Here is a 13,234-nt window from a genome sequence, read left to right as displayed (position 1 = left end):
TGTGAGGTTTGTCCATGAAGATTAAAGCCACGATAGAACGTATACCTGGCGGTATGATGCTGGTACCGCTGGTACTGGGCGCGATCCTGAATACCCTTGCTCCCGATACCGGAGCTTATTTTGGGGGTTTCACAAAAGGCATGATAACAGGCACGGTTCCCATTCTTGCCGTCTGGTTTTTTTGTATCGGCGCATCCATTAATTTGCGGGCAACGGGGACAGTATTACGGAAATCCGGCACGCTGGTGTTAACCAAAATAGCGGTAGCCTGGGCGGTGGCAATGATATGCGCGATGTTCATACCGGAGAATGGAATTCAGACTGGGTTCTTTGCGGGTTTATCGGTCCTGGCGATTGTCTCGGCGATGGACATGACTAACGGTGGATTGTACGCCAGCCTGATGAACCAGTACGGGACGAAAGAAGAGTCCGGCGCATTTGTGTTGATGTCTCTGGAATCCGGCCCATTGATGACGATGCTGATCCTGGGGTCTGCTGGCCTGGCCTCGTTTGAACCTCACCACTTTGTCGGCGCGATCCTGCCCTTCCTGGTCGGTTTCGCACTTGGCAATCTCGATCACGATCTGCGTGATTTCTTTAGCAAAGCCACGCCGGTGCTGATCCCGTTCTTCGGTTTCGCACTGGGGAACACCATCAATCTGAAGGTCATTCTCGATACCGGCCTGCTGGGGATTGTGTTGGGTGTCGCCGTGATCGTCATCACCGGTATTCCGCTGATTATTGCCGACCGCGTAATCGGAGGAGGAAACGGCACGGCCGGCGTCGCTGCCTCTTCAGCCGCGGGTGCTGCTGTTGCAAACCCGGTGATTATTGCCCAAATTAACCCGGCCTTCGAACCGGTGGCCGCTTCAGCGACGGCGCTAGTTGCCGCGAGCGTAATTGTCACCGCGATTCTGGTGCCCATCATCACGGCGCTGTATGCGAAACGCTACGCAAGTGCCCCCGAGCAGGATATCGAAAGAAAAGCGGTAGAACTCCGCCATTAACACACCGCACCAGGCCATCCCCTCTCCCCTACGGGGAGAGGGTTAGGGTGAGGGGTAAGGGATTTACCCAAAAATCTCTTCTACCATCGCGTCCACCAGCCGTTTTGCCGAACAGAGCCTCGGCATACCCAGCGCGACGGTCTGCCAGTTTTGCGTGACTGACCAGCTCACCGGATGTTGATCCGACTGACACCAGTCTCCCAACCACCCCAGCATGTCTTTATGATCGATTAAACCCGGAGAAGCAGGCGTTGACAGCCACTGATGATAGAAATGGCGGGTCGTGGGTGATGCATTAATGCCCTGCGCCAGATAGTTTGCCGCCATGCTGCGCAGGTTATCCTTGAGCATGGCCGCCACATCATCATTCGCGAGACGGCAGGCATCACCAAATGGCCCCCAGCGCAGCTCTTCCAGCACGATAAAACAGCGCCCGGCCAGCGACCAGCCGTCATAATGCCCGGCCCGCCAGCGGGTAAAAATCTGCTCGCTGTGCTCACCCGCCTGCACCGTGAGCCCACGCTGGGTCAGCGCCTTTTCTTTATATGCTGCGCGTTGAGTAAAATGAGAAGCGAGTTCAGCGTACTGCTGCATCAGCCCTGGAGATTGCGGCGCGCGCGGGTGCGTCTGCTGGCGCAAAGCAATCAGCTTCTCTGCCATCAGCGTCAGCGCGAGATGACCAGGGTCAAGCATGCCGGCCAGTTTTTCCGCCAGCCCCAGGCGCAGCGCCGTATTTTCATTGAGCATCCCCGCCATCGCCCAGGGGCGTAGCCGGGTATGGGTCATGATTTCCTGTGTCAAACGCTCACGAAACTGCAGCTGTTGTGGTCCCAGGTGGGAGTGACGCGCAGCGTCTCCCCCCTGCACCAGATCGACCATAAATTTTGGATTAATACACTCCAGCGTTCGCCCGGGGCCGTCCAGTAATGGTGTTGTCATGGTTGCTCTGCCGCGAATAGAGTTTGAATATCATCGCGTAACAGTCGGGTATCTTCCTGTATCCACGTCGCAGTAGTGATGCTTTGCTTCAACAACTGGCAGAGCGCTCGGGTCGAATGCTCATTTTGTTGACGCACTGCGAGGCTATCACGCAAGCTTTCCTGTAAGCCGGACAGGCACAGCGAAAATTCTGCAAAGAACGTTGCCATTCCTGCCGTAACAGAGACATCGACCTGCGCGGACAAAGCTTTACGTATTTGTTCACAAAACTGATCAATATGTTGTTTAAATTTGTCATGTAGCTGCGCAATGTCGATAACATATCGCGTACGCGTTTCCACATAATCATCCCAGCCCCAGCCCGGATTATTGAGCCAGCGAGAGACCGTTTCACGCATGCTGCTCCCGCCTGATGACGGGCCAGCCTGGCTGTCATCTTCCGCAATCGCATCGTTAAACAGCGCCCGCGTATTGAAGTTAAGCTGGTTCGCCTGAAACGCCGGGAAACTGATTCGCGCCCGAAAACCCGCATGGCTCAGATGCTCTCTAATACGCGTTTCGATGGGGCGCATGGCTTCGTTCAGGGAACGTGCCAGCGTAGATTCAAGCTGGTCGAAGCGTAACGCCAGCTCACGGGCGATCTTCGTCTGCGCATCCAGCATGATAAGCTCGCAGGAGGCACGGATTTTACTCAGCGCGATTTGCGCCTGCCCTTCATCGTCCAGCACCAGCTGCTTCAGCGATTGCGGCTCGTCATCGCGGCGGTTCAGTCGATCGATACCTGCCAAATCAAGAATATGGCGTGCGCTAAACACATCACCAATTGCCTGGTGAAGCGCCGTTTTCTGAGACGTCATAAAGTCTGCGGTGGCGTTCAGCGCCTCCTCAACCTCATGTTTCACCTCATCGCTCACTACGCTCTGGCGCGTCTGCAGAAGCGCCATGTTCTCTTCCAGACGTACGATGTTCAGTTCCAGCGCTTCAAAGGCCACCGTCAGTCCCTGATAACGGAAGTCGAGATACTCCCGGGCATTTTGTGCGTAGTTGAGCAGCTTATGCGAGGCCGAACGCAAAGCGAATAGCGAGGCATTGGCATAGGCGGCGTAAATCAGCTTGCGGATCGGTTGTTCAAAGAGCGAATCTTCCCAGAGCAGATCGGCAGAATGACGAACATGCTCGATATCGTCCAGGTCCGCCGTACGCCAGCGACGCCCAAGCGCAGCTTCGGCAAAATCCTGTACCCAGGGTTGTTCCTGATGATCCGGCAGTTTTCCGTGGGTACTCATCTCGTAGCGAGCGCGGTTCGCCAGATAGGCCCACATGGACGAAACGGGGTAGATCTGGCCAGGCGAAATATTGCCTTTCATTAAGGTGCCGGAGATCATCGCCCGGATCTGCTCTTCATCGTCGCTATTGCGATCTTTCTGATCGAATTTATTGACCAGCGCATACAGCGGCACCGATTTTCCCGCCGCGGAAATGGCCTGGCGGACTTCTTCATCAGAGATGGATTTAAGCTGGGTATAATCCATCACGGCCAGCACCGCCGACGCGCGGGACAACTGCTCGCTGAGCATTTTTTGCAGATGCGGCTGTCCGGCCTCATTCGGCCCGGGCGTATCGAGCAGCGTCAGCTGTCCGAGGTGAGCATCCAGACCCGCGAGATGCACAAACTCCACCTCAATCACCGGAATATGTTCGATGGCGGCATATTCTGAGAAGGGAAACTCCACGCCTAACGCCTGGGAAAGTCTCACCAGGTCGTTGAGGCTTTTCAGACAATGAAATATCGGCTGCGCGCCCAGGTGATGCTTCTCAAAAGCTTCTCCTCTTTCAATGCGCTCCAGCAGCGTATTCATGTCTTTATCAATTTCCAGATGCTGGGCCAGCTTCCCGCGATCGTAATCACATAGCTTTTTCTGGAGCAGTTGAATCAATTCATCAATCGGCGAGGCATGTGAGAAATGCAGCACCGGGTCCTTCTGACCCGGCGTATGGCGAATAAGGGTAGGGAGCGCCGTCATCGGACGATTGCGGTTCGGCAACACTTCGGTACCCACAATCGCATTAATGGTGGTCGATTTCCCCGCTTTCATGGTGCCAACAATAGCCAGGACCATTTCCAGCCGGGTTATTTTCCGTAATTCATTATTCAGCATCGCCTGCTGCGCGTCGACACCGCGCGCACTAAAATGCAAAGGTAAAACGTTGTTCTTTTCACCCGTAATGGCAGCCGACGTGCTCTCCAGCATCGCCATCGGCATTGATTTCAATGTATCAAGGTTTTGCAGGGCGAGCTGTAACAAACGCTCAGCTTCCTGGCTTAATTCAAAAATGGTCTGTGTGTGCATGATAAAAGCCTTTCCTTAACGCAAATTTATTACTTTTATTAAGCCACTGGTTTTAATTATGTTGTTCAGGCTTATATGATCACGTGTGGAAAACATGTTCGCCGAAATATAACTGATTGATGATAATCAGAAATAATTCGCTATCCTTGCATGGCGTGTATAGCTCCCCTCCTGGCCTGACGGCCAAAAGAAAAAAGCGTAGCCCAATTTTAAGAAACTTCAGGATATATCATCATTATTTACCCACCTAAAAAGAGAGGTAATACGCCCCTGCCATAAGATATGGATGGCAGCGAAGTCAGGAGATAAATAACAATGTGTCGCTTCACCTTATCCGAAATGGAGGAACGTAGCAATTTGCCGCAATAAAATATTCGATATATTTAGCCCCCATTCTTTCCACCGTGTTAACGACGTAAGCATCGCTTAACTGACTGACAGGAAGTGTCACTCCCGATACGCTTTTTGCATTTTTTTAATTCACAATATCACCGACAATCGTGTGGATTTGCGCTATACTTGCCGCCTTTTTCGGCACCCTGCCGTCATTTAGCTGGCACTTTCCAGCGCGTTTACACTTTTTTTTGAGGATACCGATATGTCACTCCCACACTGCCCAAAATGCAATTCTGAATACACCTATGAAGATAATGGCATGTTCATCTGCCCGGAATGCGCTCACGAATGGAATGATGCCGAACCATCGCACGATGCTGATGCACTTGTCGTAAAAGATGCGAACGGCAATCTGCTGGCGGACGGCGACAGCGTAACCGTGGTTAAAGATCTGAAAGTGAAAGGCAGTTCTTCCATGCTGAAGATTGGCACCAAAGTGAAGAATATCCGTCTGGTTGAAGGCGATCACAATATCGACTGCAAAATTGACGGCTTCGGTCCGATGAAGCTGAAATCCGAGTTCGTTAAAAAGAACTGATTTGCCCGCCCGGTGGCGCTTCGCTTACCGGGCTTTCGGGAACTACACTTAACGGGCTTTTCTTACGTGAGGTAAAGATTATGCCGTTAAGTCCCTACATCTCTTTCGCCGGCAACTGCGCAGAGGCTACCGCCTTCTACCAGCAAGCCGTCGGCGCAGAACTCCTCTATAAAATCACCTTCGGCGAAATGCCAAAAAGCGATAACAGCGATGAAGGCTGTCCGTCCGGCATGCAATTTCCGGATTCAGCTATCGCGCACTCCAACGTCCGCATTGCGGGCAGCGATATCATGATGAGCGACGGGATGCCGCCGGGCAGCAACGTGCAGTACGCGGGTTTCACGCTGGTACTGGACACGCAGGACGTGTCGGAAGGCAAGCGCTGGTTCGACAACCTTGCCGATGGTGGGAATATCGAAATGGCCTGGCAGGAAACCTTCTGGGCGCACGGTTTCGGTAAAGTCACCGATAAATACGGCGTGCCGTGGATGATTAACGTCGTTAAGCAACACCAAACGTCGTAGGCCGGATAAGCGCAGCGCAGCCAGCAACAGCGCCCGGTGGCGCTGCGCTGACCGGGCCTACGGTGATTGTCATCAAACTCCCCTCAACTCTTCAAACTCCCGCAACCCAGACTTAACCCAAATGTCACATTGATGCGCCAGCATGAGGCCACATTTATCGTGAGGCCCAGCACATGCAAACCGTCATCCGCGTCGAGAAACTGAGCAAGACCTTCAATCACAACAAGGCCCTGCATGCCGTTGATCTGACCGTCCAGCAGGGCGAAATGGTGGCGCTGCTGGGGCCATCCGGTTCAGGTAAATCCACCCTTCTGCGCCATTTGAGCGGGCTTATCACCTGCGATAAAACGCCGGAAAGCCACGTCGAGCTGCTGGGCAATACCGTGCAGCGCGCGGGGCGTCTCGCCAGCGATATTCGCAAAAGCCGCGCCCAGACGGGCTACATCTTCCAGCAGTTCAACCTGGTGAACCGCCTGACGGTGCTGGAGAACGTGTTGATTGGCGCGCTCGGCAGCACCCCGTTCTGGCGCACCTGTCTGCGCTGGTTCTCCCCTTCCCAGAAGCAGGAAGCCTTACAGGCGCTGACCCGCGTCGGCATGGCGCATTTCGCCCACCAGCGCGTCTCCACCCTGTCCGGTGGACAACAGCAGCGCGTCGCCATTGCCCGCGCCCTGATGCAAAAAGCGCAAATCATTCTCGCTGACGAACCCATTGCCTCGCTGGACCCGGAGTCCGCCCGCATCGTGATGGAAACCCTGCGCGACATTAACCAGAACGACGGCATCACCGTGGTGGTCACGCTGCATCAGGTGGATTACGCCCTGCGCTACTGCGAACGCATTGTCGCCCTGCGCCAGGGTCATGTGTTCTTTGATGGCGCGAGCCATCAGTTCGATAACGAACGTTTTGACCATCTCTACCGCAGCATTAACCGCGTCGAAGAGAACGCGCAGGCTGCTTAATTAAACCCGATCCGAGGAAAGTACATGAGCTACAAAGCCGTTGCCGCGCTGGCCTTTACCAGCATGTTCAGCCTCAGCACCCTGTTAAGCCCGGCGTATGCACAAGAGCAGGAAAAAGCGCTGAACTTCGGCATTATTTCGACGGAATCACAGCAGAACCTGAAGCCTCAGTGGGAACCGTTCCTGAAAGATATGGAAACCAAACTGGGGATCAAAGTGAACGCCTTCTTCGCCCCGGACTACGCGGGCATCATCCAGGGGATGCGCTTTAATAAAGTGGACATCGCCTGGTACGGCAACCTCTCCGCCATGGAAGCGGTGGACCGCGCGAACGGCCAGGTCTTTGCCCAGACAGTCGCGGCAGATGGCTCCCCGGGCTACTGGAGCGTGCTGATCGTGAACAAAGACAGCCCGATCAACAACCTCAACGACATGCTCGCCAGGCGCAAAGAGCTCACCTTCGGCAACGGCGACCCGAACTCCACCTCCGGTTACCTTGTCCCCGGCTACTACGTCTTCGCCAAAAACAACGCCTCCGCCAGCGACTTCAAGCGCACGGTGAACGCCAGCCACGAAACTAACGCCCTGGCCGTGGCCAACAAGCAGGTGGACGTTGCCACCAACAACACCGAGAACCTCGACAAGCTGAAAACCTCAGCGCCGGACAAGCTGAAAGAGATCAAGGTTATCTGGAAATCGCCGCTGATCCCCGGCGACCCGATCGTGTGGCGTAAAAACCTGTCTGAAAGCACCAAGGACAAGGTGTACGACTTCTTTATGACCTATGGCAAAACGCCGGAAGAGAAAGCGGTTCTGGAGCGTCTGGGCTGGGCACCGTTCCGCCCGTCAAGCGACCTGCAGCTGGTCCCGATTCGTCAGCTGGCGCTGTTTAAAGAGATGCAGGGCGTGAAGGACAACAAAGGGCTGAAGGACGAGGAGAAGACCAGCAAAGTGGCCACCATTCAGGCCCAGCTGGAAGACCTCGACCGCCTGACCGCCGCGCTCGGTGCAATGACGAGCGTGAATAAAGCGGTGCAGTAACTTACGTCCCCTCTCCCTTGAGGGAGAGGGTTAGGGTGAGGGGGAAATGCGCACGCTGATGCCCTCACCCCGGCCCTCTCCCACAGGGAGAGGGGGAACAGATCGTAGGCCGGATAAGCGTAGCGCCATCCGGCACACAAAGACCCATGGAGCCAACATGCAAACCATCACCCTCCCACCGCCGAAGCGCAGCTGGTTCTCGCTCATAAGCTGGGCCATCCTGCTGGCGGTGCTGGTTATCTCCTGGAAGGGCGCGGAAATGGATCCGCTGCTGCTCTTCAAAGACGCGGGCAACATGGCGACCTTCGCCGCCGACTTCTTCCCGCCGGACTTCAGCCAGTGGCAGGACTACCTCAGCGAAATGGCGGTCACCCTGCAAATCGCCGTCTGGGGCACCGCCCTTGCCGTCGTTCTCTCCATTCCGTTTGGCCTGATGAGTGCCGAAAACATCGTGCCGTGGTGGGTATACCAGCCGATGCGTCGCCTGATGGACGCCTGTCGCGCCATCAATGAAATGGTCTTTGCGATGCTGTTCGTGGTCGCCGTCGGCCTGGGTCCGTTCGCCGGCGTGATGGCACTGTTCATCCACACCACCGGCGTGCTTTCCAAGCTGCTCTCCGAAGCGGTCGAAGCCATCGAGCCCGGCCCGGTGGAAGGCATCCGCGCGACCGGCGCCAACAAAATCGAAGAGATCCTTTACGGCGTCCTGCCGCAGGTGATGCCGCTGCTCATCTCCTACTCCCTGTACCGCTTTGAGTCCAACGTCCGCTCCGCGACGGTGGTCGGCATGGTGGGCGCAGGCGGGATTGGCGTCACCCTGTGGGAAGCGATTCGTGGTTTCCAGTTCCAGCAAACCTGCGCCCTGATGGTGCTCATCATCGTCACCGTCAGCCTGCTGGATTTCCTCTCTCAACGTTTGCGTAAGCACTTCATCTGAGAAGCGAGGCTTTGTTTTCTATGCACTTATCCAGACATCCGACCAGTTACCCCACCCGCTGGCAAGAGATTGCGGCAAAGCTCGAAGTGGAGCTGCGCACGCACTACCGCTGCGGAGACTACCTGCCCGCCGAGCAGCAGCTTGCCGACCGCTATGAGGTAAACCGCCACACCCTGCGCCGCGCCATTGACCAGCTGGTCGAGCGCGGCTGGGTCCAGCGCCGCCAGGGCGTGGGCGTGCTGGTGCTGATGCGCCCCTTCGACTACCCGCTAAACGCACAGGCGCGCTTTAGCCAGAACCTGCTGGATCAGGGCAGCCATCCGACCAGCGAAAAGCTGCTCTCGGTATTGCGCCCGGCCTCCAGCCACGTGGCGGACGCGCTGGGCATTCAGGAGGGCGATAGCGTCATTCACCTGCGCACCCTGCGCCGCGTTAACGGCGTGGCGGTGTGCCAGATAGACCACTACTTCGCGGACCTCGCCCTCTGGCCCGTGCTCCAGCATTTCTCCAGCGGATCGCTGCATGATTTTCTTCAGGATGCGACCGGCATTGCGCTCAAGCGCACCCAGACCCGCATCAGCGCCCGTCGCGCGCAGGCGAAAGAGAGCAAGGTGCTCGAAATCCCCAATATGGCCCCGCTGCTCTGCGTGCGCACCCTCAACCACCGTGACGGCGAGATCAACGCGACGGAATACTCCGTCAGCCTGACCCGCGCCGACATGATCGAATTCACCATGGAGCACTGAATGCACTTCGATACCTCCACCCGACAGCGCTGGATGCGCGTGCTGGCCCACAGCCAGCCTGCCGCGCTGGCTGCCCGCATGAGCGCGCTCAGCCTGACGCCAGACTACGACACCCTTCGCGCCCCGGAGATCGGCCTCGTTCAGATCCAGGCGCGCATGGGCGGCACCGGCGAGCGCTTTTTCGCCGGAGACGCCACCCTCACCCGCGCGGCGATCCGCCTGAACAGCGGCACGCTGGGCTACGGCTACGTGCTGGGGCGCGATAAAGCCCACGCCGAGCGCTGCGCGGTGATCGACGCGCTTTTACAGGAACAACCGCATTTCCAGACGTTAATGGAAACCCTTATTGCCCCGCTGGAAGCCGACCGCGCCGCGCGCATTGCCGCGCGTCAGGCCGAAGTGAACACCAGCCGGGTCGACTTCTTTACGCTCGTTCGCGGAGACAACGCATGACGCTTCAACCTGCTTTTACCCTGGCCGTCCAGGATGCCCAACACAGTTTTCGTCGCCTGCTGAAGGCCATGAGCGAGCCGGGCGCGATCGTCTCGCTGCACCAGCTCTCCCAGGGCTGGCTGCCGCTGAATCTGGCGACCACCAGCGCGCTGCTGACGCTTGCCGATAACGACACCCCGGTGTGGCTCTCGGGCGCGCTGTCGAACGATATCGCCAGCCAGAACCTGCGTTTTCACACCGGTGCGCCATTGGTCGATCAGCCCCAGCAGGCAATCTTTGCCGTGGCCGATGAACAAATCAGCCATGAACAGCTCAACGCCCTGAGCGAAGGCAGCGCCGTCGCTCCGGAGACCAGCGCCACGCTGATTCTGCAGGTCTCCAGCCTGAGCGGCGGCCGCATGCTGCGCCTGACGGGCGCAGGCATCGCCGAAGAACGCATGGTCGCGCCGCAGCTGCCGGAGTGCATCATTCACGAGCTGACCGAACGCCCGCACCCGTTCCCGCTGGGCATTGACCTGATCCTGACCTGCGGCGAGCGCCTGCTGGCGATCCCGCGGACCACCCACGTGGAGGTGTGCTGATGTACGTTGCCGTCAAAGGGGGCGAAAAAGCGATCGCCGCCGCCCATGTGCTGCAGGCGCACAGACGACGGGGCGATGAACGGCTTCCCGAGCTGAGCGTCGCCCAGATTGAGCAGCAGTTAAACCTCGCCGTTGACCGCGTGATGACCGAGGGCGGCATCGCGGACCGCGAACTGGCGGCGCTGGCCCTGAAGCAGGCCAGCGGCGATAACGTGGAAGCTATCTTCCTGCTGCGCGCCTACCGCACTACGCTTGCCAAACTGTCGGTCAGCGAGCCGGTGAATACGGCACAGATGCGCCTGGAGCGCCGCATTTCTGCCGTTTATAAAGACATTCCCGGCGGCCAGCTGCTTGGCCCCACCTACGACTACACCCACCGCCTGCTGGATTTTACCCTGCTGGCGAACGGCGAAGCGCCGCCGCTGAGCACCTCCGACGCTGAACAAGAACCGTCTCCGCACGTCTTCAGCCTGCTGGCAAAACAGGGCCTGGCGAAGGTGGAGGAAGATTCAGACGCGCAGCCGGATGACATCACCCGCACGCCGCCGGTTTACCCGTGCTCGCGCTCGTCCCGCCTGCAGCAGCTGATGCGCGGCGACGAAGGCTATCTGCTGGCGCTGGCCTACTCCACCCAGCGCGGCTACGGGCGCAACCACCCGTTTGCGGCTGAAATTCGCAGCGGCTACATCGACGTTGAAATCGTGCCGGAAGAGCTGGGTTTTGCGGTGAACGTCGGCGAACTGCTGATGACCGAGTGTGAAATGGTGAACGGTTTTGTCGCGCCCGAAAATGAAGACCCGCACTTTACCCGCGGCTACGGGCTGGTGTTCGGCCTCGGCGAGCGCAAGGCCATGGCAATGGCGCTGGTCGACCGCGCCCTGCAGGCGCCAGACTACGGCGAACACGTTGCAGGCCCGGCACAGGACGAAGAGTTTGTGCTGGCCCACGCGGATAACGTTGAGGCCGCCGGCTTCGTCTCGCACCTCAAGCTGCCGCACTACGTCGATTTCCAGGCCGAACTGGAACTGCTGAAACGCCTGCAACGGGAGCGCAAAAATGGCTAACTTAAGCGGCTACAACTTTGCCTATCTGGACGAGCAAACCAAACGCATGATCCGCCGCGCGATACTGAAAGCGGTGGCCATTCCGGGCTATCAGGTGCCGTTCGGCGGCCGCGAAATGCCGATGCCCTACGGCTGGGGAACGGGCGGTATTCAGATCACCGCCAGCGTGATCGGCGAGTCTGACGTGCTGAAGGTCATCGACCAGGGCGCCGACGACACCACCAACGCCGTGTCGATCCGCAGCTTCTTCCAGCGCGTCACCGGCGTAAACACCACCGAAAAAACCGAAGACGCGACGCTGATCCAGACCCGTCACCGCATCCCGGAAACCCCGCTGACGGAAGATCAGATTTTGATTTTCCAGGTGCCGATCCCGGAGCCGCTGCGCTTTATCGAGCCGCGCGAAACGGAAACCCGCACCATGCACGCGCTGGAGGAGTACGGGGTCATGCAGGTGAAGCTGTATGAGGATATCGCCCGCTTCGGCCATATCGCCACCACCTACGCCTACCCGGTGAAGGTGAACGGGCGCTACGTGATGGATCCGTCGCCAATCCCGAAATTCGATAACCCGAAGATGGACATGATGCCCGCCCTGCAGCTGTTCGGCGCCGGGCGCGAAAAACGCATCTACGCCGTTCCGCCGTACACCCGCGTGGAAAGCCTGGATTTCGACGATCACCCGTTTACGGTGCAGGAGTGGGACGAGCCGTGCGCCATCTGCGGATCCAAACACAGCTATCTCGATGAAGTGGTGCTGGACGACACGGGCAAACGGATGTTTGTCTGCTCCGACACCGATTACTGCCGCCAACAGAGCGAGGCGAACAGCCAATGAAACCGCTGCTTTCGGTTAACAACCTGACCCACCTGTATGCGCCGGGCAAAGGCTTCAGCGATGTCTCCTTCGAGCTGTGGCCGGGCGAGGTGCTGGGGATCGTCGGCGAGTCCGGCTCCGGCAAAACGACGCTGCTGAAGTCCATCTCCGCGCGCCTGACGCCGCAGAACGGCGACATTCTGTATGAGGGACACTCCCTTTACGGCATGAGTGAAGCCGAGCGCCGCCGCCTGCTGCGCACCGAGTGGGGCGTGGTCCACCAGCACCCGATGGACGGCCTGCGCCGTCAGGTCTCCGCCGGGGGCAACATCGGCGAACGCCTGATGGCCACCGGCGCGCGCCACTACGGCAACATCCGCGCCACCGCCCAGCACTGGCTGGAGGAGGTGGAAATCCCCGCCTCGCGCATCGACGACCTGCCGACAACCTTCTCCGGTGGGATGCAGCAGCGTCTGCAGATCGCCCGCAACCTGGTCACCCACCCGAAGCTGGTCTTTATGGATGAACCCACCGGCGGGCTGGACGTCTCCGTGCAGGCGCGCCTGCTCGACCTGCTGCGCGGTCTGGTGGTGGAGCTGAACCTTGCTGTGGTGATTGTCACCCACGATCTGGGCGTCGCACGCCTGCTGGCGGACCGTCTGCTGGTGATGAAGCAGGGTCAGGTGGTGGAAAGTGGGTTAACCGACCGGGTGCTCGACGATCCTCACCATCCTTACACCCAGCTGCTGGTGTCGTCCGTGTTGCAGAACTGAGGTTGCTGTTGCCGGGTGGCGCTTCGCTTACCCGGCCTACGAACACCGCACCTGTAGGCCGGGTAAGCGAAGCGCCACCCGGCAAGAAAACGCCACGAGGCCAAC

14 protein-coding genes are annotated in these 13,234 nt (G+C 58.3%); 12 read left to right on the top strand and 2 right to left on the bottom strand.

Going from position 1 to position 13,234, the window contains the following annotated elements; all coding sequences use genetic code 11:
• Positions 1-14 precede the first annotated feature (14 nt).
• On the top strand, positions 15-1,007 hold the full coding sequence (gene kdgT, locus L370_RS13275) for a 2-keto-3-deoxygluconate transporter (protein WP_023334220.1): 993 nt from the start codon (positions 15-17) through the stop codon (positions 1,005-1,007).
• Positions 1,008-1,070: 63 nt separating this feature from the next.
• On the opposite strand, the gene L370_RS13280 is transcribed toward kdgT, so the two are convergent.
• Both L370_RS13280 and crfC read right to left on the bottom strand, forming a co-directional pair.
• A complete protein-coding gene (locus L370_RS13280; RefSeq protein WP_023334219.1) occupies positions 1,071-1,946 on the bottom strand; it encodes a diguanylate cyclase regulator RdcB family protein in 876 nt (291 codons plus the stop codon).
• A complete protein-coding gene (gene crfC / locus L370_RS13285; RefSeq protein WP_023334218.1) occupies positions 1,943-4,297 on the bottom strand; it encodes a clamp-binding protein CrfC in 2,355 nt (784 codons plus the stop codon). The genes L370_RS13280 and crfC overlap by 4 nt, the downstream gene beginning before the upstream one ends.
• A gap of 598 nt (positions 4,298-4,895) precedes the next feature.
• On the opposite strand from crfC, the gene L370_RS13290 reads away from it, so the two are divergent.
• The 11 genes from L370_RS13290 (at position 4,896) to phnK (ending at position 13,129) form a co-directional block, all read left to right on the top strand.
• Complete coding sequence (locus tag L370_RS13290) at positions 4,896-5,231, top strand: zinc ribbon domain-containing protein YjdM (protein WP_023334217.1); 336 nt, start codon at positions 4,896-4,898, stop codon at positions 5,229-5,231.
• Between the two features lie 80 nt (positions 5,232-5,311).
• Positions 5,312-5,755: a VOC family metalloprotein YjdN gene (gene yjdN / locus L370_RS13295; protein WP_023334216.1), complete on the top strand. Its 444-nt coding sequence runs from the start codon at positions 5,312-5,314 to the stop codon at positions 5,753-5,755.
• A gap of 173 nt (positions 5,756-5,928) precedes the next feature.
• Positions 5,929-6,717 carry a phosphonate ABC transporter ATP-binding protein gene (gene phnC / locus L370_RS13300; protein WP_023334215.1) on the top strand — a complete coding sequence of 263 codons (789 nt, stop codon included), beginning with the start codon at positions 5,929-5,931 and terminating at the stop codon, positions 6,715-6,717.
• A 24-nt stretch (positions 6,718-6,741) separates the two neighbouring features.
• Complete coding sequence (gene phnD, locus L370_RS13305; protein WP_023334214.1) at positions 6,742-7,758, top strand: phosphonate ABC transporter substrate-binding protein; 1,017 nt, start codon at positions 6,742-6,744, stop codon at positions 7,756-7,758.
• Between the two features lie 157 nt (positions 7,759-7,915).
• Positions 7,916-8,695: a phosphonate ABC transporter, permease protein PhnE gene (phnE, locus tag L370_RS13310; RefSeq protein ID WP_023334213.1), complete on the top strand. Its 780-nt coding sequence runs from the start codon at positions 7,916-7,918 to the stop codon at positions 8,693-8,695.
• Between the two features lie 20 nt (positions 8,696-8,715).
• A complete protein-coding gene (gene phnF / locus L370_RS13315) occupies positions 8,716-9,441 on the top strand; it encodes a phosphonate metabolism transcriptional regulator PhnF (protein ID WP_023334212.1) in 726 nt (241 codons plus the stop codon).
• Positions 9,442-9,894: a phosphonate C-P lyase system protein PhnG gene (gene phnG / locus L370_RS13320; protein ID WP_023334211.1), complete on the top strand. Its 453-nt coding sequence runs from the start codon at positions 9,442-9,444 to the stop codon at positions 9,892-9,894.
• Positions 9,891-10,475, top strand: coding sequence for a phosphonate C-P lyase system protein PhnH (gene phnH, locus L370_RS13325; RefSeq protein ID WP_023334210.1), 585 nt, complete (start codon positions 9,891-9,893; stop codon positions 10,473-10,475). The genes phnG and phnH overlap by 4 nt, the downstream gene beginning before the upstream one ends.
• Positions 10,475-11,539, top strand: a complete 1,065-nt coding sequence (locus L370_RS13330) for a carbon-phosphorus lyase complex subunit (protein WP_023334209.1) — start codon at positions 10,475-10,477, stop codon at positions 11,537-11,539. The genes phnH and L370_RS13330 overlap by 1 nt, the downstream gene beginning before the upstream one ends.
• Complete coding sequence (gene phnJ, locus L370_RS13335) at positions 11,532-12,377, top strand: alpha-D-ribose 1-methylphosphonate 5-phosphate C-P-lyase PhnJ (protein ID WP_023334208.1); 846 nt, start codon at positions 11,532-11,534, stop codon at positions 12,375-12,377. Before L370_RS13330 ends, phnJ begins: the two co-directional genes overlap by 8 nt.
• Positions 12,374-13,129 (top strand): phosphonate C-P lyase system protein PhnK, encoded by a 756-nt coding sequence (phnK, locus tag L370_RS13340; protein ID WP_023334207.1) that lies wholly within the window; start codon positions 12,374-12,376, stop codon positions 13,127-13,129. The genes phnJ and phnK overlap by 4 nt, the downstream gene beginning before the upstream one ends.
• Positions 13,130-13,234 lie beyond the last annotated feature (105 nt).

It is taken from the genome of Enterobacter sp. MGH 24, from assembly GCF_000493015.1.
Classification (GTDB): Bacteria; Pseudomonadota; Gammaproteobacteria; order Enterobacterales; family Enterobacteriaceae; genus Enterobacter.
Note: the sequence above shows the minus strand (reverse complement) of the source record. Positions and strands in the feature narration are given on the sequence as shown.